Annotated in this window: 23 protein-coding genes and 4 tRNA genes; 16 read left to right on the top strand and 11 right to left on the bottom strand. The window is 34.7% G+C overall.

Going from position 1 to position 23,150, the window contains the following annotated elements; translation table 11 throughout:
- Window positions 1-151: 151 nt before the first annotated feature.
- The 9 genes from dnaE to OPR37_RS00790 all read left to right on the top strand — a co-directional run bounded on the left by dnaE (window position 152) and on the right by OPR37_RS00790 (window position 8,229).
- Window positions 152-3,472, top strand: a complete 3,321-nt coding sequence (gene dnaE / locus OPR37_RS00830; RefSeq protein WP_264684931.1) for a DNA polymerase III subunit alpha — start codon at window positions 152-154, stop codon at window positions 3,470-3,472.
- Between the two features lie 49 nt (window positions 3,473-3,521).
- Window positions 3,522-4,295 (top strand): 30S ribosomal protein S6, encoded by a 774-nt coding sequence (gene rpsF / locus OPR37_RS00825; RefSeq protein ID WP_052264806.1) that lies wholly within the window; start codon window positions 3,522-3,524, stop codon window positions 4,293-4,295.
- Window positions 4,295-4,573, top strand: a complete 279-nt coding sequence (gene rpsR, locus OPR37_RS00820; protein ID WP_015587948.1) for a 30S ribosomal protein S18 — start codon at window positions 4,295-4,297, stop codon at window positions 4,571-4,573. Before rpsF ends, rpsR begins: the two co-directional genes overlap by 1 nt.
- Before the next feature lie 3 nt (window positions 4,574-4,576).
- The gene (rplI, locus tag OPR37_RS00815) at window positions 4,577-5,131 is read left to right on the top strand and encodes a 50S ribosomal protein L9 (protein ID WP_019236699.1); all 555 of its coding nucleotides are present in this window, start codon (window positions 4,577-4,579) and stop codon (window positions 5,129-5,131) included.
- Between the two features lie 130 nt (window positions 5,132-5,261).
- Window positions 5,262-6,563, top strand: a complete 1,302-nt coding sequence (gene purB, locus OPR37_RS00810) for an adenylosuccinate lyase (protein WP_007302075.1) — start codon at window positions 5,262-5,264, stop codon at window positions 6,561-6,563.
- Window positions 6,554-6,625: transfer RNA gene (locus OPR37_RS00805), tRNA-Met, on the top strand. Before purB ends, OPR37_RS00805 begins: the two co-directional genes overlap by 10 nt.
- A 639-nt stretch (window positions 6,626-7,264) precedes the next feature.
- Window positions 7,265-7,600: a divalent-cation tolerance protein CutA gene (cutA, locus tag OPR37_RS00800; RefSeq protein ID WP_082241857.1), complete on the top strand. Its 336-nt coding sequence runs from the start codon at window positions 7,265-7,267 to the stop codon at window positions 7,598-7,600.
- Window positions 7,591-7,662 (top strand) — tRNA-Gln (locus tag OPR37_RS00795). Before cutA ends, OPR37_RS00795 begins: the two co-directional genes overlap by 10 nt.
- A gap of 138 nt (window positions 7,663-7,800) precedes the next feature.
- Complete coding sequence (locus OPR37_RS00790) at window positions 7,801-8,229, top strand: hypothetical protein (RefSeq protein WP_227738357.1); 429 nt, start codon at window positions 7,801-7,803, stop codon at window positions 8,227-8,229.
- Here the strand turns inward: OPR37_RS00790 and OPR37_RS00785 are convergent.
- Both OPR37_RS00785 and dapE read right to left on the bottom strand, forming a co-directional pair.
- Window positions 8,226-8,516: a hypothetical protein gene (locus OPR37_RS00785; protein ID WP_264376622.1), complete on the bottom strand. Its 291-nt coding sequence runs from the start codon at window positions 8,514-8,516 to the stop codon at window positions 8,226-8,228. The genes OPR37_RS00790 and OPR37_RS00785 overlap by 4 nt on opposite strands.
- Before the next feature lie 438 nt (window positions 8,517-8,954).
- Window positions 8,955-10,151, bottom strand: a complete 1,197-nt coding sequence (gene dapE / locus OPR37_RS00780; protein WP_019236715.1) for a succinyl-diaminopimelate desuccinylase — start codon at window positions 10,149-10,151, stop codon at window positions 8,955-8,957.
- A gap of 42 nt (window positions 10,152-10,193) precedes the next feature.
- On the opposite strand from dapE, the gene OPR37_RS00775 reads away from it, so the two are divergent.
- Both OPR37_RS00775 and OPR37_RS00770 read left to right on the top strand, forming a co-directional pair.
- Window positions 10,194-11,450: an iron-containing alcohol dehydrogenase gene (locus OPR37_RS00775; RefSeq protein ID WP_052264778.1), complete on the top strand. Its 1,257-nt coding sequence runs from the start codon at window positions 10,194-10,196 to the stop codon at window positions 11,448-11,450.
- 525 nt (window positions 11,451-11,975) lie between these two features.
- Entirely contained in the window at window positions 11,976-12,878 is a 903-nt protein-coding gene (locus OPR37_RS00770; RefSeq protein WP_264684929.1) for an alpha/beta hydrolase, read from the top strand.
- A gap of 279 nt (window positions 12,879-13,157) precedes the next feature.
- Here the strand turns inward: OPR37_RS00770 and OPR37_RS00765 are convergent, their stop codons facing one another.
- Genes OPR37_RS00765 through OPR37_RS00750 form a run of 4 tightly spaced genes read right to left on the bottom strand, consistent with a single transcriptional unit; the run spans window position 13,158 to window position 15,943 of the window.
- Window positions 13,158-13,637 carry a dihydrofolate reductase gene (locus tag OPR37_RS00765; RefSeq protein ID WP_019236719.1) on the bottom strand — a complete coding sequence of 160 codons (480 nt, stop codon included), beginning with the start codon at window positions 13,635-13,637 and terminating at the stop codon, window positions 13,158-13,160.
- Entirely contained in the window at window positions 13,634-14,887 is a 1,254-nt protein-coding gene (gene folP, locus OPR37_RS00760; RefSeq protein WP_019236720.1) for a dihydropteroate synthase, read from the bottom strand. Before folP ends, OPR37_RS00765 begins: the two co-directional genes overlap by 4 nt.
- The gene (locus tag OPR37_RS00755) at window positions 14,884-15,261 is read right to left on the bottom strand and encodes a dihydroneopterin aldolase (protein ID WP_007302114.1); all 378 of its coding nucleotides are present in this window, start codon (window positions 15,259-15,261) and stop codon (window positions 14,884-14,886) included. The genes folP and OPR37_RS00755 overlap by 4 nt, the downstream gene beginning before the upstream one ends.
- Before the next feature lie 22 nt (window positions 15,262-15,283).
- A complete protein-coding gene (locus OPR37_RS00750; protein ID WP_149168679.1) occupies window positions 15,284-15,943 on the bottom strand; it encodes a CADD family putative folate metabolism protein in 660 nt (219 codons plus the stop codon).
- A 181-nt stretch (window positions 15,944-16,124) separates the two neighbouring features.
- Here OPR37_RS00750 and OPR37_RS00745 point away from each other — a divergent pair, with 181 nt between their 5' ends.
- Complete coding sequence (locus tag OPR37_RS00745; RefSeq protein ID WP_264684928.1) at window positions 16,125-17,258, top strand: alpha/beta hydrolase family protein; 1,134 nt, start codon at window positions 16,125-16,127, stop codon at window positions 17,256-17,258.
- Window positions 17,259-17,273: 15 nt separating this feature from the next.
- On the opposite strand, the gene OPR37_RS00740 is transcribed toward OPR37_RS00745, so the two are convergent.
- The 4 genes from OPR37_RS00740 to OPR37_RS00725 all read right to left on the bottom strand — a co-directional run bounded on the left by OPR37_RS00740 (window position 17,274) and on the right by OPR37_RS00725 (window position 19,232).
- Complete coding sequence (locus tag OPR37_RS00740; protein ID WP_007302118.1) at window positions 17,274-17,528, bottom strand: hypothetical protein; 255 nt, start codon at window positions 17,526-17,528, stop codon at window positions 17,274-17,276.
- Window positions 17,529-18,089: 561 nt separating this feature from the next.
- Window positions 18,090-18,166: transfer RNA gene (locus OPR37_RS00735), tRNA-Ile, on the bottom strand.
- A 39-nt stretch (window positions 18,167-18,205) separates the two neighbouring features.
- The gene (gene trxA, locus OPR37_RS00730; RefSeq protein ID WP_007302120.1) at window positions 18,206-18,532 is read right to left on the bottom strand and encodes a thioredoxin; all 327 of its coding nucleotides are present in this window, start codon (window positions 18,530-18,532) and stop codon (window positions 18,206-18,208) included.
- 79 nt (window positions 18,533-18,611) lie between these two features.
- Entirely contained in the window at window positions 18,612-19,232 is a 621-nt protein-coding gene (locus OPR37_RS00725) for a ribonuclease D (RefSeq protein ID WP_264684927.1), read from the bottom strand.
- A gap of 150 nt (window positions 19,233-19,382) precedes the next feature.
- Here OPR37_RS00725 and OPR37_RS00720 point away from each other — a divergent pair.
- The 4 genes from OPR37_RS00720 (at window position 19,383) to OPR37_RS00705 (ending at window position 21,756) form a co-directional block, all read left to right on the top strand.
- Window positions 19,383-19,455: transfer RNA gene (locus OPR37_RS00720), tRNA-Gly, on the top strand.
- Between the two features lie 102 nt (window positions 19,456-19,557).
- Entirely contained in the window at window positions 19,558-20,007 is a 450-nt protein-coding gene (locus OPR37_RS00715) for a hypothetical protein (RefSeq protein ID WP_019236723.1), read from the top strand.
- Window positions 20,008-20,051: 44 nt separating this feature from the next.
- Window positions 20,052-20,936: a GTPase Era gene (gene era, locus OPR37_RS00710; RefSeq protein ID WP_213863799.1), complete on the top strand. Its 885-nt coding sequence runs from the start codon at window positions 20,052-20,054 to the stop codon at window positions 20,934-20,936.
- Window positions 20,929-21,756: a 3'-5' exonuclease gene (locus tag OPR37_RS00705; RefSeq protein ID WP_019236725.1), complete on the top strand. Its 828-nt coding sequence runs from the start codon at window positions 20,929-20,931 to the stop codon at window positions 21,754-21,756. Before era ends, OPR37_RS00705 begins: the two co-directional genes overlap by 8 nt.
- A gap of 42 nt (window positions 21,757-21,798) precedes the next feature.
- On the opposite strand, the gene OPR37_RS00700 is transcribed toward OPR37_RS00705, so the two are convergent.
- Window positions 21,799-23,112 (bottom strand): lipase family protein, encoded by a 1,314-nt coding sequence (locus OPR37_RS00700; RefSeq protein WP_007302125.1) that lies wholly within the window; start codon window positions 23,110-23,112, stop codon window positions 21,799-21,801.
- Window positions 23,113-23,150 lie beyond the last annotated feature (38 nt).

Below are 23,150 nucleotides of genomic sequence, written 5' to 3'. Positions count from 1 at the left end.
TTTGTTGTTAAATCTGCAGAGATTAAAAACAAGGATAAATACTCTTATTGTCATGATAAGAAGACTGATGAGGTTTGTCAAGTTGACTCTATTGCATATCCTTATAAGTAAATTAATGTTATCCTTAACTATTGCTAATCTAAAATTTTTTATGTTCATACACTTACGTGTTCATAGCGTTTATTCTCTGCTTGAGAGTTCGGTTAAAATTGAGGAGCTGATTGGTCTTTGTTTGCAGAACAAAATGCCGGCAGTTGCAGTTACTGATTCAGGCAACTTATTTGGCTCACTTGAATTTGCAGAATATGCAGCAAATAAGGGAATACAGCTAATAGTAGGATGCAATATTATCGTTCGACACTTAGAACAAAATTTATCAATACTCCTACTTGCAAAAAATGAACAAGGGTACACTAATTTAGTCACTTTGGTGAGTGAGTCTTTTAAAAAGCGCAAAAATAGCAGCGATATTCCCTACGTTGATTTTGATGAGCTATTAAGTTTTAATACAGGTCTAATCGCCTTAACTGGTGGATGTTTGGCTCAACTGTTATTGGAGCAAGACAAAGAAACGGTTGAAAAACTGCTTTCAGCATTCGATGGTCATTTATATGTTGAATTGCAGCGTCATGGGCTGAATAAAGAGCTAGAGCTTGAAGAAGCTTTAATAGATTTTGCTTATCAGCGCAATATACCACTAGTGGCAACGAATGATGTGTTTTTTTCAAATAGATCTGATTATGAAGCTTATGATATATTAACGTGCATATCGGAGGGCAGTTATGCCCTGGAGAATAACAGAAAGAAGTTAACTACCGAGCATTACTTCAAATCTGTGGCAGAAATGGAGGAACTGTTCAGCGACATTCCCGAAGCAATTTATAACACTTTAGTGATAGCTAAGCGGTGCTCTTACATGCCAAGAAGCAGGCAGCCTATCTTGCCTAAATTTCCTTGTCGAGAAAATAAAACTGAGAATGAAGAACTGAGGGAGCAGGCAGTTGCAGGATTAGAATTCCGCATTGCAAATGAAACAGACATAAACCTTAAACAATACTACGATCGGCTGAATTACGAACTAAGCGTAATAACTTCGATGAACTACGCTGGCTACTTTTTGATAGTTTCTGATTTCATTCGTTGGAGCAAAGCAAATGGCATTCCAGTTGGACCGGGAAGAGGTTCTGGTGCTGGATCAATTGTTGCTTGGAGCTTGCAGATTACAGATCTTGATCCAATAAAATTTGGTCTGATCTTTGAAAGATTTTTAAATCCTGATCGTGTATCGATGCCTGACTTTGATATCGATTTCTGCCAAGAGAAAAGGGACCTGGTTATTGATTATGTTCAGAAAAAGTACGGTTATGTTGCTCAAATAATCACTTTTGGAAAATTGCAAGCAAGGGCAGTATTGCGTGATGTTGGTAGAGTATTGCAAATGCCTTACTCTCAAGTGGATAAAATATCTAAAATGGTTCCATTTAATCCAGTAAATCCTGTAACTTTATCGCAAGCGATAGAGTTTGATCAAAATCTTCAGAAAGAAAGGGATAGTGATGAAGTAATTGCCAAACTTCTTGATATATCTCTAAAGCTCGAAGGAATATATCGTCACGTTTCAACTCATGCTGCTGGAATTGTAATATGCGATCAAAAATTAGAAAATTTTGTTCCCGTCTATTATGATCCAAATTCGGCTCTGCCAATCACTCAATACAGCATGAAATATGTAGAGAAAGCTGGGTTAATAAAATTTGATTTTCTTGGACTTGGTACGCTAACACTAATAGATCATGTATGTCGTTTAATTAATCGTGATAAAAAAAAATTTGATATTTCCTCAGTTTCTTTGATTGATCAAAGAACCTATGAAATGCTCTCAAGAGGTGATTCAATCGGAGTGTTTCAGCTTGAAAGTTCGGGAATGAGAGAAGCTTTAATAAAACTAAAGCCAGACTGCATTGAAGATATCATCGCTTTAATTTCTCTTTATCGCCCAGGGCCTATGGATAACATTCCAACTTATGTTGCAAGAAAGCATGGACTTGAAAAGCCAGATTACATTCATCCATTGCTTGAGGAGGTGTTAAAAGAAACATTCGGAGTAATAATCTACCAAGAACAGGTAATGGAAATAGCGCGTATTCTCTCTGGATATAGCTTAGCAGAGGCGGATTTACTCAGACGTGCCATGGGTAAGAAAATTAAGGCAGAGATGGATAAACAACGTGAACTTTTTGTTCAAGGAGCAACAAAAAACGGTGTTGATTACGACAGGGCAAGTTATATTTTTGATCTTGTTGCAAAATTTGCTGGTTATGGATTTAATAAATCCCACGCTGCAGCATATGCGATTATATCTTACCAAACAGCTTACCTTAAGGCTAACTACCCGCTAGAATTTTTTACGGCCTTGATGAATCTCAACATTGATGATAGAGACAAACTGAATTTGTTTTATCATGCTGCAAAATTCAGTGGAGTTGCTGTTCTTTCGCCTGATATCAGCAAATCTAAGGCTGAATTTTCAATAGAGGGTGAGCACATACGCTACGGAATTGCTGCTTTGCGTAATGTTGGTTTTGCTATAGCAGAAGGAATAGTAAATGCACGCTCAAGTTCTTATAAGGACATATGGGAATTCATTCAAAATTTGGGGCATATAATAAATAAAAGGGCATTAGAAAGTTTAATTAAATCTGGAACATTCGATAGTGTGCACAAAAATAGAAAGCAGTTATACGAGTCAATAGACACATTGATTTACTTTGCAAATAAAAATAGGCAGTCAAATCAAGCTGCTTTATTTGGTAATCTTGATATTCTGAAGCCAAAACTTGAGAACGTGGAAGATTTTAATGAAGAGGAAAAATTAGAGCATGAGTTATTTTCATTGGGATTTTACTTAACTAATCATCCACTTGAAAAGTTTAGAACTCTCTTGAAAAAATTAAATATTGGGTTTATCGGAGAGAGTAAAACGATAAAAACTGCTGGTGTAATATTAAATGTGCGTATGAGAACCTCAGAACGTGGAAGATTTGTTATACTAACACTTTCTGATCCCCACAATGTTTCTGAAATAGCATTCTACAATAATGAAATAATAGAAGAAAAAAGGAATCTATTTTCACCTGGAGCATTTGTGATAATTGATCTTGAAATTTCAGAAAACACAACGAGACTATCAGGAAAGGACATATCTGAATTTACAGAAAAGGTTACTTCTCTAATGAAAGGATTAGTTTTAACTGCTGTATGTTCAGACTCGCAAAAAGTTGCTGAGGAGTTGAATGCAGTGTTGAAAAATGGAGGCAAAACCAAAATAATGCTAAAGTTTCTTCTCGAAAAACATAAAGTCAGCATCTTGTTGCCAGGTACATATTCAATCACCCCCAAAGCTATTTATGAAATATCTCACTTAAGTTGGATTGAAGACGTAGAAATTAATACAAATAACTTGCTTATATAAAAAAGTTTTATATAATTAAAGTGTTTAATTGATATTAAAGGAAGATATAGTGAATCTCTATGAATTTACTTTTATAGCACAACCGAACTTATTGCAGCAAGAAGTAGAAGAAATGGTCCAAGAATTGGCTATTTTGTTGAAAAATATTAAAGCAGATGTTATTTCTCAGGAGGTTAAAGGTCTCATAGAAAGAGAACATAGCACAGTTATAAAACAAGAGCTAGAGGCAAGTACCGAAAGCATTAAAAAAAGTCTGATTGTTTACTCTGATTTTTTGGAAACTCTGACAAAAATTTTGTGGGTTGAATTGGAAGAAGATTTTTCAAATTTAAAAGAAATAAAGTCAAGAATCGATAAAGAATTGAAAAATGAACTAAGTGATACGGGAATAAAACAAAATTTTATGGACCTTCCAGGAGCTAACACTAAAAGTGCATTTATCTATAATGTAGTAAATGCTTTTAAGGAAAATATTTCACAACATCTAATAAAGCCCCTTCAAGAGGTTTTAAAAAGTTTTAAAATAGTAGACTCAAATCAATTGAATAAAACGCTGGAAGTGCTTTTGAAAAATATTGAAGCTTCAGGATTGATAAAATATGAATATTGGGGTCTATTGGATTTTGCATACCCAATAAATAAGATGAAAAGTGGTCATTACTGTATGATGTGTATAAGTTTTACTTCAAGCATTATGGATGAATTTGAGCGTAGAGTAAAACTGAATGAGAATATTATTCGCCACTTGTCTGTACGGGTTAATGAGTTTTTTAAAGGTAAATCTTACATGATGGATAAACAAATTGAGGAGAAAAGTGCATAATGATGAAAAGACGAAATAGTTTTAATAATTCTTACGTGTCTGTAAATAACAGAACTGGCTTTAGGCGTCCTAAGGTCTGTCCTCTTGCTGCATCTAAAGATGAGGACATAGACTATAAGAATATAGATTTATTGTCCAAATTCACCTCTGACTATGGTAGAATATTACCTAGAAGGTTAACAGGTGTGTGCGCAAGAAAACAAAGAAAGTTGCGCTTAGCAATTATAAGAGCACGCTTTTTAGCTCTTGCTCCTTACTGTACTAAAAAAGTTAGGTAATTTATGTTAATAATTTTAAAGGAAAATATAACAACTTTAGGTAAGCTTGGTGAAGTTGTCAAAGTTAAGCCAGGTTATGCACGTAATTTTCTTTTTCCACAAAAAAAGGCGATGAAAGCCACTAAGGAAAATTTAATAAAGTTAGAGGAACAGCGTTTATTATTGGAAGAAGAAAATACCAAAAAATTAAATGCAGCAAAAGTGCTTGCATCATCACTGCATGATAAATTTATTATATTAATAAAGCAAGCTTCAGAGGATGGAAAGATTTTTGGCTCTGTAACCACACGTGAAATTGCAAAAACTTTATTACAAGAAGGATATGATATAAGTCATCATAGTTTATCTTTGGGTGGAATAAGCATCAAAAATTTGGGCGAGTATCAAGTGAATATAGAATTACATAGTAAAGTGATAGTGCCAATTACTATATACGTTGTCAGATCTGAGAAAGATGCACATGAATTAAGGCAAGCAAAGTTGCAAAATCAGAAATCTGAGCAACAAGAGGCAGAGCAAGATGCGAGTAAAGAAGCTACTGATGCTGATGATAGCTGATCAAAGATGATCCCTTGTTATAGTCGTAAAGAAATGTCTTCCATTGCTAAGCTGGTATCATCCCAGTGCTTCCCTCATGTCATTCCAGTGCATGACACTGGAATGACACCATTATTGGAATAAATCAAAAATGATTCCACGCTATAGCCGCAAAGAAATCTCTTCTATTTGGGAAGAAAAAAATAAGTTCAACATATGGCTCAAAATAGAAAAATTAGCATGTGAAGCTCAAGCAAAATTAAAAGTTATTCCAAATGATGTTGCTGAAAAGCTCTCTGGTGCTATTGAATTTGATATTGAGCGTATTAACGAAATTGAATCCATTGTAAAACATGATGTTATAGCCTTTTTGACATATATTGCTGAAAAAGCGGGAGTTGATGTTCGTTATCTCCATTACGGAATGACAAGTTCTGATGTTTTAGATACATGCTTTGCAGTGCAGTTGAAAGAGTCATGTGATATTTTACTCAAGAATCTAAAAAATTTACTTATAGTATTGAAAAAAAAAGCTGAGGACTATAAAGATATTGTTTGTGTTGGGCGCAGTCATGGAATGCATGCAGAACCAATAACTCTTGGATTAAAATTTGCTAGATTTTATGCTGAATTTAAACGCAATTATCAGAGATTAATTAGCGCGCAAAAAGAGATCTCAATTTGTAAAATATCAGGTGCAGTAGGTAATTTTACAAATATTAATCCATTTGTTGAAGAGTATGTAGCGAAAGAAATGGGACTCATACCTGAAACCATATCGTCTCAAGTCATCCCTCGTGATAGACATGCCATGTTCTTTTCAATTTTGGGAGTAATTGCAAGCTCAATAGAAAATATTGCAATTGAGATTCGTCATTTGCAAAGAACTGAAGTCGGCGAAATCTCTGAATATTTTTCCACTGGACAGAAGGGAAGTTCTGCTATGCCGCATAAGTGTAATCCTATTTTAAGTGAGAATTTGACTGGGCTCTCACGCTTAGTACGCAGCTACGTTTTTCCTGCATTAGAAAATGTTGCATTATGGCACGAACGAGATATATCGCACTCGTCTGTGGAAAGGTGCATTGCTCCTGATGCTTGTATAGCAATGGATTTTGCTTTAGTACGATTAACAGATTTGATAGATAAATTGGTGATCAATAAGGAAAATATTGAAAAGAACTTAAATTCTTCAAAAGGCTTGGTTTTTTCACAACGAGTATTACTCGAGTTGGTAAATAGTGGTTTGGCGAGGGAAGAGGCGTATAAAATTGTTCAGAGCAATGCAATGAAAGTGAAACAAAACAATAGTGATTTTCTGGCCGAACTGAAACAAGATAAATCCTTACTTGAAGTTATTAACTCTAAAAAACTTGAATCTTTGTTTGATTTGAAGTATTATACGAAGCATGTAGATCATATATATAGCAAGGTTTTTAATGAGGCTGAGTAGCTCAGTGGTAGAGCAGGAGGATCATAATCTCTTGGTCGGGGGTTCAAATCCCTCCTCAGCCACTCAAGCTAAGCTATGGTTTGGCGATAGCAGCGCATTTGACAAAATAACGTGATTCATTGTCAATTAACTGAAGTCTTTTTTCAGTTGTTCATATAGTATATGGAATAATGTATGTGAAGTGATAAAGATACAACATTTGTTGTATCTATTCAGGGGAATGGCTAATGGTATCCGTTCAAGAAAGTGGTAAGGTAGATGAGAAAAGACAACTAAATGAATTTCATCCGAGTAGCTGACACTGACATCTATATAAAGACAATCTAATGCACTCATTTAAAGTGAAGTTTTCTGGATCCCAGTGTCTAGGCACTGGGATGACAAGAAAAGAGTTGACTTGAATGACACCGAATAGGCACTGGGACAGAGGCTACTTGAATAATATTTCACCATGTCATTCCAGCACTTGATGCTGGAATCCAGAAGTTTTTTGAGCACAAAAGTCATGCTAAGTTTTTGTTGTTAAGAAAGGCTGGATAGCTACTTGCATGACAAGAGGAGAACTACTGGGATGACAAGGGGAGAGCTACTAAATGACATCTTCAATTTCTATGTGTCAAGCACTGAAGAGGTCTCTCCTATTTTCTCTTGATGAATAAATCTAAGTAGAGTATAGTAAAAATGCATTTATGTAGCGATTAATGAGCAACTTAGTTTTAGTCTATATAACTTTTTCAAACCTGAAAGAGGCTAAGACTATTTCTGAAGAATTGTTAAACGAGAAGTTAATTGCATGTGTAAATATATTTCCCGAAGTAAATTCTCTGTATTTATGGGAAGGTAAAATTAATAGTAATTGTGAAATAGTGGCAATTATGAAGAGCAGGAATGATCAGACTGATAAGATTGTAGAAAAAATCGAGGCAATGCATTCTTATGATCAACCAGCCGTTGTGATAATACCCATAGGAAAAGCGAATAAATCTTTTACTAATTGGGTTAATAATGTTATTGATATAAACAATATTGGGGTGTAGCCAAGTGGTAAGGCAGCGGTTTTTGATACCGCCACGCGAAGGTTCGAATCCTTCCACCCCAGCTTTATTAAAGTGTGCGTGAAATGATATCACTTTTTTATAAATTAAGGTTATTTAATTATATACTGGGCAGCTTGAAAGATATAGTTGTCAAGCTATTTCTTTTCACTCTGTATCTTTATACATCGAGCATTATGCTCATGTTTCTCACCAGTGGCTTTTGGTATGCTGTAGAGTTTAGCTCTTTCAAAAATGCATTTTACCATTTGTATCAATATTTAAAATGGTATTATGAAAATAGAGATGATTTGGGTTATGGAGTTTCTATTAGAATATTAGTAGCGTTTCTTACTCCGCATTTTCTCTACAAATTATTTTCTGGCACAGGCTGGAAGTCTTTTTTCAAGGAGAAGATAGTTCAGATACTCAGCACAAGAAGAAAAATGAGTAATAAACCAAATGGCAGTAGTTATGGTTATAGTAATAAGAACAGTTACGGTAACAATAATCTTCAAGAGGCAGAACGGAAAGTGAATATGATAAAGCAGCTATTAATCCAAGATATAGATGAAGCTATAGAAAAAAGATTAAATGATATTTTTCTTGGTGAGAGGGGTAAACCTCATTAAAAGGGCTTTATCTTTTTTAGAATTGGCTGTATTTTGTTTTTTACGTATAATGGATCGCAATCAGCCAGTATACATGTTTCAACAAAATCTTGACTGAAGTCTGATAGCCAGGAAATTGCTTTACGTTTCTCTAACAAGCTTTCTGTTTTTTTACAGTTACTTGCTGCATCAATCATTGCCTGTGATATCACTGATTGCCACAGTATGCAGTACCTTTGTATATCATCTAAAGTGCTATTTGCTTCGTGATGGTGAAAAAATTCTTTGAAATTGAAGTTATTTGACATTACGTACCTCTTTAAGTTGAAAATTAGAATTTGAAGTAGTGCGAAAGTTGTCTGCTGCAATGAGTAGCCTTTATGACAGTCAGACCGGGTTTTATGTGAGCTATAAATGTTTAAGAAATTATATCTGTTCAGATCTATGTGAAACCAGTGCTTCTTTTCTTGTTATCCGAGCTGGGATCCAGGTTGACAAAAGCGCTTTACAACGTTTTGTGTACAAAAGCCAGTGTTGCATGACACTATTTGTTCTTACACCCTTTTTGTCTATCTTATTTTGTCACTCTGCTGAACAGATAATTTTCGCCAATAAGCTTTCTACTGAATTTTTGTTATTAAGCTCGCACAGATCAAAGACAAGTTTTGAGTCAAAAATACCCTTAATATTATAATAAGGGGTTGGTAAAATGTGTCTAGTAAGTTTCTTCTCTATGCAACTGCACCTCAAGCTAATAATGGACCATCAGGCGTATTACCAATTACATTGATTTGGTTTAATATTTTATTAGTGGGGTAAAAATAATTTTTTATAAACTCCTTATATATAGCTGTTAATTTATGTATATCGTCTATTGATACGCATTCATTTACCTGATGTGCGGTTTTGTTGATCATACCAAATTCAATTACTGGACAAATATCTTTAATAAACGCAGCATCAGATGTGCCACCATTTGTACTCAGCACAGCATCAATACCGGTAATTTTATTTATCGCATCAAGCATAATATCAGTATTTCTATCAGGAGTAGAGAGAAAAACGTCCCTGCTGCTCTGCATAGACAGTTTATAATCGTTAGTCACATTGGTGCATATTGCATCAATCATCTTATATAAAACGTCCGGTGTTTGTGTATTGTTATATCGAACATTAAAACCTGCTGCTATTGAACTAGGTATTAGATTATTAGTATTATTTCCAACGTCGATAGTAGTAATTTCGCAATGTGAAGGCTGAAAGTATTTATTACCAGTATCAAAAGTGGTATCTTTTATCTTACTTAGTATCGATACCATTTTATATATTGGATTATCTGCTAGATCTGGGTAGGCAACGTGCCCTTGTTTACCATGGCAAATCAATTTAAATGTTGCAGAACCTCTTCTACCTATTTTTATGGTATCACCTAATTTCTCACTACTCGTTGGTTCTCCAACTATACAAAAATCTATCTTTTTTTGCTTACTTTTCATCCATTCCAAAACGGCCTTTGTTCCATGTTCTTCCGTGCTTTCTTCAGCACCGGTAATCAATGCACTGATTGAACCACTGAATCGAAACTTACCTGCAACTGAATCTACGATAGCAGCAATAAATGCAGCTACTCCGCCTTTCATATCAGCTGCTCCTCTTCCGTATAGCATTCCATTTCTAACTTCTGGCTTAAATGGATCAGATATCCAATCTTTTAACTCACCTGGTGGTACAACATCAACATGTCCAGCAAAACACAAGTTTGGTACTCCATTTATATATTTCGCATAAAGATTTTTAACTTTATCACCAAACTCTAAAATCTCACATTCAAAACCACTTTTCTTGAGAATGGCTGCTATATGCTCTATTGCCCCATCGTCTTTTGGTGTTATACTTTTAAAAGAAATTAATTTCTTAGTTAGTTCTACAGGGTCAATCTTCATATCAATCTTGAAATACTAACATTACCGTATTGTAAACATTCTATGCGATATTTAAAACAAATATTACAGCACACAGAACAAGTTCTTATTAGGGAAGTTGCTGATAATATCTATGAAATATGTAGACAATATGGAAATGACATTTTTCTGATTGCAGATGAAAATACAGCAAAACTTTTAAACAAAAACATACTTAATAAAGTTTCTCATTTAATTATTCCAGCCACAACTGTCATTCCAGCGCGTGACTATGATGGATCGCAGTGTCACGCTACTTGGATGACACCAAATAGACTGAACAGCGCTGCTTCCCTCCAAACTGTAAACCTAGTTAGAAATAAAGCAAAAGATAGTGACTTAATGGTTGCATTTGGTAGTGGCACTGTTAATGATATCTGCAAATATGCAAGCTACCTCGAGAAAAAAGATTATATATCGTTCCCAACAGCCGCTTCCATGAATGGGTATAGCTCTGCAAACGCTTCAATATTAGTTGATGGATATAAAAAATCGTTCGGAGCACATCTTCCAAAGGCAATATACATTGATAACGATATAATTGCCAACGCACCACCACGCCTCACATTAAGTGGATTTGCAGATTTCATCTGCCGTTCAACAGTACAAGCCGATTGGCTATTATCTCATCTATTACTTGGCACAGAATATAATGAACTCCCCTTTAAACTTGTTCGCAATCTGGAGGAAATTTTGCTCAGAGAACACTTGGCACTTGCTAAAAAAGATAAAAGAGTAGTTTTATTACTTATGGAAGCCTTATTGATTTCAGGACTTGGAATGGTGATGTCAAAAGGCAGCTACTCTGCAAGCCAAGGAGAACATATGATAGCTCATGCAATGGAGACGGTAACAAAAGATTATTCCTCCTCGTTACATGGCGAAAAAATTGCTGTTACGACGATTACTATGGCTAACTTGCAAGAGGAGATATTGTCAATACAAAACCCGATTACCAAACCGATCACTTTAGATGTAAAACATATAACTCAGTGCTTTGGTAATACCGAATTTATAAAAATTCTAAAGCAGAAGCAAATTATGCAGCAAAAAATTCAAGAGATTATTTACAAAGAATGGAGTAATATTTCTAGTTTAATTAAGCAAAATTTACTATCTGCAAAACACCTGCAGAAAGTATTTGAAGATCTATCAATTCCGTACTTACCGGAGCATCTTAATTGGAACAAAGAGCAATATTGCAAGGTAGTCAATCTTACATTTGCAACAAGAGATAGATTCACCTTTCTTGACCTAGCTGGTTGTATAGAAAAAAGTTAGATTTTGTGTATTCGTTCAGTAGGGTAGCAAAATAAGATAGACAAAAACACAGTAACAAATGGTGTCATTCAAGTAGCTATCCAGCCTTTCTTAACAACAAAAACTTAGCATGACTTTTGTGCTCAAAAAACTTCTGGATTCCAGCATCAAGTGCTGGAATGACATGGTGAAATATTATTCAAGTAGCCTCTGTCCCAGTACCTATTCGGTGTCATTCAAGTCAACTCTTTTCTTGTCATCCCAGTGCCTAGACACTGGGATCCAGAAAACTTCACTTTAAATGAGTGCATTAGATTGTCTTTATATAGATGTCAGTGTCAGCTACTCGGATGAAATTCATTTAGTTGTCTTTTCTCTTTTTCTTATTTTACTACTCTGATGAACGGATACAAAAAAAACTCATGCACCTTGATGTAAGTAGATCTTGCAAGCATTTTAAGATTGCCGGTTCACTAGTTAACATAGAAAAAGCTCAACAAAATTATAAGAATAGTATATAATTGAAAATATTTAATAGTGAAAATAATGCCTAACACTAAAGAAAAAGAAATACATCTTATATTCTTTCATGGGTTAGGGGATAATTATAAAAATGCAACTACATTCTGTAAAGATATGCAATCTGAGCTCATGCACCACCATGATATACCTAATTTTCACACTCATGCACACAAATACCCGGCTGCATTTCAAAATTATATAACTTATGCCTTAACCAGCTTCGTATGCTTACTAGCATCAATATTGCCACCTACTGTCATACTGCTCACTAATCCAATAACAGCTAGAACAGCTGGATTGGCAGTCTTATCAGCTTCAGCTTGTGTTTTTTTATCTATATTGCTACTCATGATTCCGTTTCTAAATAAGAATCAAAACTTATTCAAGTCTTCAATAGAGAAAATTAATCAACTAATAAATCAAGGTGTAAAACCCGAAAATATTATACTTTTCGGTCATTCTTTTGGAGGAGCAGTTGCATCAGAAGTATCAAGGCATTTTGCGAATAGAGATGTTAAACTTGGAGGAATTGTCTTCACTAGCACTTTTAGTTCTTTTCATACAGCAATAGAGCATTTTCCAATGCCTCAGACGAAAATTTTGAGTATACTGCCCTCATTCCTACTAAAAAGAATACTAAAAGCCTTCGATTTAGACTTTGATATAGTAGATAATTTACAAAAGTCACAAAATGAAAAAACGCCAATAGTAATTATTAATCACGCAAGAGACAAATTAATACCACTTCCTGCACAGTTGGCAAATGCAATGAGAGATGATCGATTATTAAATGGTAATCCGATCAAGATTCGTGATGATCTGTGTATATATGGAGATGATCCTTATAACAGTGTTTTGGATAGTGGCACACTGACTGAAGAATTAAGAGAAATGGTACTTAGTAAAGTTACGTCTAGAACGCGTTAACTTTTTTGCTGCTTTTTTTTTGGCTAAGGTCACACTTCATTATGCATTAAATTGTATGCATCTATTCAGGGAATTTGCTAATGTGAAAGCCAGTGCTTCCTTTCTTGCGATGTAGCTGTACAGAAATTGAAGATGTCATTTAGTAGCTCTCCCCTGTTATTTAAGTAGCTAACACTGAGATCCATAAATTTAACTGGATGCCAGTTTCTGGGCACTGACCATCATAAAGGAGCCAGTGTCATGCACTGATAGTTGTCTTTTCTCGCCTACCTTATTTTACTACTCTGCTGAACGGACACAATTGCATATAGTATAGTCTTTAGTTTTAGTGAGAATAGTTTTATTCCACTGATCAAGGAGTGCTAAATTGAAATACGTATCACCTTTATAAGTTTTATGCATTTCAGTCATAATAAATTCTGAGATTAGGTTATGCTCTAAAAAAAGGTGTGCTATTTGTGCCCCACCAATCACAAAGACTTGAGAACTACTTTGAATTGACAGAAATTCTTTCATGGAAGAGACAACAGTACATTTTGGGCCTCTATTAAAACACTTGTTACGGGAGAAAACAATAGGTGTACGATTCTTTAGTATACTCTGAGGCACGGTTTCAAATGTCTTTCTTCCCATCACAATAACTTGCTTGTCGGTTACTTGACAAAAATGTTTAAACTCACTTGGATAACGCCAGGGCAAATCATTATTTATTCCAATTACCCCATTAGGGTCAACAGCCATAATTCCAATAATCTTCATCCCTTTAAGACAGCTTGGGCTACAAAAAATCTCATGTGGTCGCGTACATTATGCACTCTAAGGAAATCAACCTTATTTTGCAGTATAGCAGATATAGCAATTGTTTCTAAATCTCTATTAGAGGGAGATTCTATGGAAAAAGAGGAAATAAATGACTTTCTGGAATGGCCAACTAAAACCTTGCAGCCAAAATTTTGTAAAGTTTCTATACTGCGTAAAATCTGAATATTCTGATACATAGATTTGCCAAAACCAATACCAGGATCAATAATTATTGAACTTTCATCAAAACCAAGGGCAAGTAACCTATTAATGCTCTCCTCTGCCCAATTATTTATGATATCAATTGGGTCAATATCATGTGGAATAATATTGTCCTTATGTGGTGGTATCGAAAGTGAATGCATAATAACGACACTACACCCACTGCTAGCAACTTCTTTTAAGGTATTACTACTCAGATCTCCCTTCTGATCATTTACCCAGGCAATATTGTAGTGCTTCAAAACGTTTAAAATAACGTCTGGCCAAAAACTATCAATGCTGACTTCAATATCACCATTTTTCATATAGTCGCTAAGATTATCAAGTACTGGTTTTAGACGTTCATACTCTTCCTCTGGCGTCTTTATTGAAGCTCCAGGCCTTGTTGATTGAGCTCCAAGATCAACTATGCTTGCACCATCTGATACCAGCTGCAATGCCTGCTTGGTTGCTCGATTCGCATCATAATAAAGACCACCATCTGAAAATGAATCAGGGGTAATGTTGACAATACCCATAAGCTTTGGTGAAATCGTAAAACTCTTTGAAAAACAGTCTTGAACATTGAAAGCAAATGTTTTGTTAACCATTGCCATCAAGTGGATCAAAAATGGCCTGTTTACCAATTCTGGGTGAGGAATTTTAAGATCAGGTGTATCAAGCGTTAGATCATCCCATAACAAAATATCTAAATCAATAACACGAGGTGCCCATTTTTCGTAGACTTGTGGACGACCAATATCACATTCGATTTGTTTTAAGCCTTTTAGTAGCTCCTCAGGAGAAGAAGAACAACTTCCATAGACAATCATATTGAGAAATGGCTTGTTCCAATCAGGTGGAGCACCATTTGGTAAAATAGCCTTAGTTTCTAGAATGATCGAAGACTTTAAGTCTTTTAAATAGCGCTTCTTTAGTAACTCAGTAGCTCTTTGTAAATGGGAAAGGCGATTCCCTATATTTGATCCAATAGAAATATAGATCATTCTTGCAATTCATTACAGTAAGTAAAAAAAACGCCCCCATGCACACCAGGAACTGGTGGTGCGATTTTGTGAGTAGTCACCCTGACAGAATGCTCTTTTTGCATAAAAAGGTCGTTAATCATCCTGTATATATCATGAGTTAAATGCTCGATTAAATTAAATTGCTTGCCCTGAACAAGAGATTGAATATTTTGCACTACTTCCAAATAGCAGATAGTATCTTTAAGTTGATCAGTTGTAAGCCCTGAAGGAGGAGATTTAAAAGTGAAATCAACGTCAATACTCACCAATTGGGGAGAAAACTTCTCTTCTGCACTACATCCCAAATGAACCCAAAGCCGTAAATCAGATATAAGAAGATTACATGCTACCACTGAATTTAGTATCTACTTATAATTAATGACAAACATCAACATTCATCATGCCATCAAGAAAACCCCATAAGAGTTTTGCTCCTTTTTCAGCGCCTTGCATAACTTTCTCTTGTTCTTCTTCGTTTAAATCTGCAATAAGGTTTGCACATTCTTCAGAATGCCACTCATCAGCTTCCATATGAACAGTAAAAAATTTGAGAGGACGCTCATCATTTATTGAATAGTGTTTTTTTAGACCTTCAATTTTAGATTTAGAAACCTCTGGAGTTTGACGTTCATAAGCGTACAGAGCTCCAAGACCTGCTGCAAAATCTGATTTTACAATGTCAAAGTAACCGTCAACTAATTCTTGCGTCTCCTTAACCTGTGCATCTTCAAGAAGATCAACCCTTGCTACTCCGAGCCCTTCAGCAAAACGCTGCCATAATTCTGGGTGATTCTCATCGCCTTGTTCTTCCTCTATTAAATTACCAAGTAAAACTTGCCGCATCTTTAGATTGGGGCATAAAGAATGTATACCGCTGATATAACGAGGGAAAGCAGCAACATGGTGATAATATTCCTTAGCATAGGTTTGAAGAGCCTGCAGGCTTAAGCTACCTTCATTCCATGACTCGTAAAATGGGTGTTTTAATAAGTGTAAACTATCTAATTGATTATTAAGTGATTGAACAAATGTCATAAATAAACACTAAATTGTTTTAGGCTACGTTTAGGTTTATCAAATGTCAAGAGACATTTCCCATTACTACCTTAATTCCAATAAATATAAAGATAGATACGCTATAAGTTAATTTTTTAGTAAAAATTGATTTTTTCTAAAATTTCATGTATTATTAAATCAATATAGTGAAAAACGCAAAATGAAAGTAACAGAAGAAAATACAATAAAAATTAGGGAAGAGTTCGTAGAAGTTCAAAATGGAATGCGAATTCAAAAGATAGTGATGTCAAACTCGAAGAGCAGTGCAGATAGCAGAAAGAAAAAGCATATAGTTTACTTTCCAGGGCTTACATATACTTTTGAAAAAGAGCCAGATGAAGACAAAAGTGAATGGAATTGGGCAGCTGAAGCAGGTATGGATGTTCACCTTATTAATTTTCCTGGTTCTGGAAAAAGCAAAGGTCATTCTTTAAACGGTCAAAATCGAGTAAATGCAGGAATTGCAGTCATTTCAGATCTTCTAAAGCAAGGCATTCACCCAGACAATATAGTACTGTATGGAAGCTGTGCTGGAGGACCAATAGCTGCAGAGGTTTATAAAAAGTTTAAAAAAGATGACAATGTTCATTTAAGATGCGTTATCAATAAATCCTTTAGCTCATTCAAAAAACTTGTAGTGAAATTACTACACATATCAAAACCTAAATGGCTATTTCCTCCTATAATAAAATTCATACTCAAATGCTTTGGTTGGCACTTTAAGCCACATACAATAGTAAACGATATTACTCCATACACAATTTGTTTTAATCTAGAGAACGATGGCTTTATTAGTAAGCAGGCAAATATAGGTACTAAAATTTCTGACATAGAAAAAAGTCATAGGAAAAAAAACTACCAAAAAAAAGAAACTTTTGAAGGTTTTGAGCAATACAAAGAGTTTTTCATGGAGAATACTAATTTAGCTAAAATAAAAAATCTTGAACCTGAAGTTGGAGTAATGAGAAAATGCTGGAATAAGTTTCTATCGTTACTACCTATTAAGGCAGATGATATTCACTTTTCTCCGATTACAGAATTGTGCTCATCAAGTGAACATAAATACACTCTTCCTGAGTTAATTTCACTCTTTTTAGAATTCACAGATAATTATTTTGAAAAGAAGGGCTCTCTCAATCAAGAGAAACAACCAGAGATAAAAACAGAAGCGATATGTGGAAAGAATAGTGAAAAAGAAATAGAGGAAAAGAAACAGTATTTTACCAATTTAAAGAATTATTCAATAAGTCAGAATATATCTAAAAAGCTAACATCTCTTCAAATATTGAAATAAGTGTTTCTTTTGTGATTAAAAAAACATTGCATCTTGATTGTGTATTTCATTTGCTATAAGCAATAATTTTTCGCTTTCATCATAGAGATTGTTTTCACTAGCTAATAATTTCTCACTAATTTGTGGATAAAGTTTAGAAACGTACTTCTCATAGCATTTATCTAGGCATTCTTGGTCTGTCCGTTTTGTTTTGTAGGAATGGCATTTCTGATTACATTGATTATATCTAAATTCAATCCCTTTCTCTTTGTTTGATGCTTGTTGTTCCATAATATTCTTCAATTTTAATAATATTAATATTAGCATATAAGTATGAACATTATGCTAATATAATTACTTTTTAGGTATACATGGCAAATTTATGCCTGGAAAAAGTTTTTGGTTATTTCCTACACTTTCTTTATAAAAACCACAGGCGCCTGTTATTAGCTAAGGTAAAGGTCAAATATCTGGAATTCTGGACATAAAATCCTCCTGTATAAAAAGATTAGAAAAAAATGCAGCGCACACACGACAGATATAAGCTGAAGAGCACGCTTTTTATTGAAAGATTAATTGAAAGTCTGCAGACAAATTTGAGCTCTTAAAATATCTCTAATTGTCATTATAATCAGATTCAAAATACGCGGAAGTAATTTTTTTTGACAATAGATTTCTTTCATAACCAGGCGTCATCCCAGCTGAGATCCAATAAGAAAACCGCGCTGGAACTTTTGAATTCCAGTTATGCAAGAAATCTAATATCATGGAGTTTTCAAACACTAACAACCAAGTACTTTAATAAGGCAAAAAGCTTATCTAAGAGAGTAGGCCTTGCAATTGTATCAATAGTGGTGGGATTGGTAGGACTCGAACCTACGACCAATTCGTTATGAGCGAACTGCTCTAACCGACTGAGCTACAATCCCTTTTATCAACACCTATAATACACGCAAAAGGAAATTTGTCTACTCGCTTATTTCACTATCAACCCAACTGTGTAAATCATTTATTGCGCCAATTTTGCGTGCAATTTCCTTACCATCTTGAAATATGATTAAAGTAGGTATAGATTGAACTCCATACTTACTTGGCACCTCAGTTTCTCCATCTATGTCGAACTTGCAGATCTTGATCTTGCCTTTTCTATCCTCAGCCAATTGCTCGATACGTGGCATCAGACTTTTGCATGGTCCACACCATTCTGCCCAAAAATCTACCAGCACAAATCCTTTGTGGTTAGCAACTTCAGATTCGAAATTTTGATCATTTACCGCTTTAATATCATCACTCATAAAATACCTAAATTTTTATAAATATAGCGTATCAATTAACAGCTGATCAACTAAATTTTTCTGGATTCAAGTGAAGTGATTACATATGATGATTAAAGATATCTACACTCCCCCAACCCATTGAATCTAGCTCAATACGAGTAGGAAGAAATTCAAAGCACTTTTCGGCTAATTCTTTTCTATTTTCACGTTCTAGCATTAAATCTAGCTTTTCCTTTATTTTATGGAGATATAAAACATCAGATGCAGCATAACTTTTTTGCTTGTCTGTTAAATTTTCATTTCCCCAATCAGAAGATTGTTGTTGCTTATTTAATTTTATATCAAGTAGTTCTAAGCACAACTCTTTTAAGCTATGATTATCTGTGTAGGTGCGAACTAAACGTGAGGCTATTTTCGTGCAATAGCAAGGCAGTGACCAAGTTTGAAGGTAGTAATGTATTATACTCACATCAAATCGCGCAAAGTGAAATATTTTGGTTATATTTTTATCCTCTAATATTTTTCTCAAATTTGGAGCTGTATAATCGTTTTTGAATTGAACTAAGTGAGCGTTGCCATCATTGAAAGAGAGCTGAACAAGGCATAATCTATCTCTGCTATGCAGTAGCCCCATTGCCTCTGTATCAACAGCTATAGATTTTATATCATTCGGTATTGCACTGGCTGGCAGGTCGTCTTTATATACAAATATTCTCATAAATTTAATATGTTTTATGACACATACAATAATCAAAAATGAGTTTTAAGTATACGAAAAGATCATAGAAGATTGGCTCCCATATTTTTCATATGCATGGGTTTACAAATTATGATATGCACCTATAATAAGAATAAGTAAATTTTCATTGCGGGAGTGGCTCAGTTGGTAGAGCGCAACCTTGCCAAGGTTGAGGTCGAGGGTTCGAACCCCTTCTCCCGCTCTTTAATTTTAACATAAAAAATTTCCTTCCCCTATTCAACTAGTTCAGCTATACTAAAAGTAGCTAAAAGCTTTTTAGAAAATTATTATTTAGGAGGATTATATGGACAACAAGACTAAACCAATGTTATTTATCTTAGGTACAGATATACCAATAGGAGCACTTACAGGCTTAGCGCTCAGTTTTACAGCTCTGTCACCTTTGGTGATGGGTGGAATTATTGCTGCGGTTCCGGCAGCCTTACTTGCATGTCGGATAATCTCTAATGGAAGACTCTCCAAAGAAGTCTTTTTTCGGACTGCTTGTTCTTGTTCTGTAGGTACTGCAATTGGAGTTGGTCTTGCTGCAGCTGCAACTGCTGTTTTCCCTGGTGCAATGCTTGGAATGGGATCGGCAGCTTTAGCAGGTGCGGTGATAGCACCCATAGCAGTAATCGCAGGGGTATTTGTAACAGTTTGTGTTATTGAACCAATAGCTGAAAAAGTGAATGATTATATTATATCACCTATAGTTGAGCGTTTTTCTTCAAAAGGGGAAGAGAAAGCTATATAATAATCAATTGACGTTAGCATTTAGTTTTCTTTATAATTTCCTTTGTGGAAGAACAAAAATGCTTATTTGTAACGATAGCTGGTTTGCCAAATGCTGGAAAGTCAACGCTAATTAACAGCATCGTAGGCAAGAAAATTGCAATTGTCACCCCTAAAGTGCAGACAACAAGGACGCAGGTAAGGGGTGTTGCTATATGCAACAATGCGCAAATTGTTTTTACTGACTCTCCAGGAGTGTTTTCAGCAGAAACAAATCTTGAAAAAGCTTTAGTCAAATCTGCATGGGGAGCAGTTAAGGATAGTGACATTACTTTGTTGCTTGTTGATGTAAACAATTACCTAAAAAATATAGAAAGAATAAAAACGATATTTGCACGACTGGAGCGCACAAAAGGCAGATGCATTTTGGTTATCAATAAAACTGATTTAGTAAAGAAATCAGAGCTCAAGATGGCACATGAGCACCTAAATTTGCTTTATAAGTTTGAAAAAATTTTTACGATCTCGGCACTGAAGAATGATGGACTTTCTGATCTGACTAGTTACTTGTCTGAAATTGCACCGATAGGCCCTTGGTTTTATGAAAAAGATCAAATAACTGATTCCTCAGCTGATTTTTTATCAGCGGAAATTACGAGAGAAAAGTTATTCTTGAACCTACGTGAAGAATTGCCATACTCTACAGCTGTTATAACTGAACAATTTGAGGAAAAAAAAGATAAGAGTTTAGTCATAAAACAGATCATATTTGTATTGAAAGATAATCATAAGAAAATAGTGCTAGGAAAAGACGGCAGTAGCATAAAAAAAATTAATATCGAGGCACGTACAGAATTGGAAAAGTTATTTGAGTGTAAAGTTCATCTCTTTTTGTTCGTAAAAGTGCGACCTTGGACTGATCGCCCTGAGGAATATATAAGTAATGCTTAATTCTTTGTTGGTATTTGATATTGAAACTATACCAGATGTAAATTCCTGCAAGAATTTACTAAATATTAGTGATGATAGCAGTGTAGAAGAAAAGAGGAACGCATTAACAAAATATCATCTTGAAATAACAAACGGGCAAAACTCTTTTCTGCGTCAGCCCTTCCACCTTGTTGTAGTCATTAGTTTTTTACTTTGTAATATAACACGCCAGAGCGGTTATGAAATGTTCACACTACAAGAAATAAGATCTGGAGGCACAGTAAACTCCAATGAAAAAGAGCTAGTAAAGGGATTTTTTAACTACATATCAGAGAAAAAGCCAAGACTAGTTTCGTTCAATGGACGCACTTTTGATATACCGGTACTGAAGTACCGTGCTATGGTTCATGGCATTCAAGCAGAATATTTTCACAAAGCTGGCGATAAGTGGAATAGTTACAATCAGAGGTACAGTAGTGATTGGCATTGTGATTTGCTTGAATCTCTCTCTGATTTTGGAGCTTCTGCAAGAATGAAGATGAACGAAGTTTGCGCAGCATTTAATCTTCCCGGTAAGATTGGAGTTGATGGTTCACAAGTTATGGACTTATATGATAGTGGCAAAATACAAGAGATTCGCGATTATTGTGAAACAGATGTGATTAACACTTATTTGATTTATTTGAGGTTTATGCATCATCAAGGAAGAATTACTACAGAAAGCTATAATAAGAGCATAGAAGAACTGCTTTTAGAATGCGAAAAAAAAGAACACCTAAAGAAATTTAAAGAAGAATGGAAAATAACTTCTGGTGAAAATTTTTATATTGAATTTAAATGAATAGATGCTACAGAGCAATCTAATGATTGCTCTGTATAGTAGTTATAAACTCCTTGTAGTAGAAAAGACATTTTGATGTGCCCTTTGCTTAACTTCTGCTTGTTCAAGCTTAGAAAAATTTTCTAAGTTTTTATCTTGGTATTCCTTTTTTACTTTCTCGAAAAAATTTTGTCCACCAAGAATATAATTACCTAAATTAGCAGCATAATATTGAGCATTACCTAAAACTGCACAGTTAATTCGACTTAATATTCTCGAAGGGTAATAAAAGAGAGAAACGTTATTGTTCGATCGGAAATCTTTTTCATCCATTATTTTAATGGCTTCATGATAACCATCTATTTGATGAACAAAATATCCTTCAGGTACTGATATTCTCAATTGTGCACCTACATGAGCATAACCACAAATACCAGGTGATACCGCTGGTACTGGGTCTTGTCTATGTTGAGTTACTCTAATGGTTTTTTCTTGAAGAACATCATTATAAAATTCACTAGCAGTAAGATCAAAAACTCGTGGATCACCAAAAGTTGCAACATGAACATCTTCAGCTCCTTCTGTTTTATTGAGGCATAAAGCAGCTATCTTAGCAATAGCTCCTCCCATACTGTGACCTGTGAGATTAATTTTAAAATCCTTGATTTCTGATCCCTGTTTTTCAGCATGAGATTTCAAAATGCCATACAGATTAGGCCATGAATCCATAAATGAATTATAGAAACCACAATGAATTCTTCCACCTTCAGGTAAAAATTCCGAAGTAGCAAAAAGTACATTTATATCAGTAATTCCATCATTAAAACTCTGGCTCAGACGAGTACCATGGTAGGCTATTGTTATTTCTTTACCTTTTATAAAAACGTGACCAGCATCTTTTTCAAAGCTATTACCAAATGGAATAATTTCATAACCTTCGCTGATGAGTTCAGCTCTAGTTTTATACATTTTTTCAGTAGATGGAACAATTTCAAAATCTTCTACAATTTCAAATTCAGTTTTGTATACTCTTTGAGCTAGGTTGTTACATCTTTTTTTACTTAATTTACCATCATCATCGCCATAGCTTATCTTGCAGAAATTACCCATTTCTAATAATTTCTCTCTATCAAATCCTGCAATTTTTACAATACTTTCATCTATTTTATAGTCAGAAGGTAAAGAACATGGCTCATTTGGATCAGCACGATTTATAAATTCATAATCTTCAATGATCTCAAATTCATCGTCATATTCTTTCATCTCGTATTTGCCATCATCTACTGAAATAGAGTCTGGCTGTTCAGTATTACCTGGCTCTGAGCCTGTAGCAGCACCTGTAGTGCTAAACCAATTGCGTAAAAAACTAAAATCCATAAGTACCCCAATCTATCAAAAATAAAACAATAATCTAC

Origin of the sequence: Wolbachia endosymbiont (group B) of Lycaena phlaeas, assembly GCF_947251875.1 — a bacterium.
In the GTDB taxonomy this organism is placed as follows: domain Bacteria; phylum Pseudomonadota; class Alphaproteobacteria; order Rickettsiales; family Anaplasmataceae; genus Wolbachia.
This window is presented reverse-complemented; position numbering and strand designations above follow the sequence as displayed.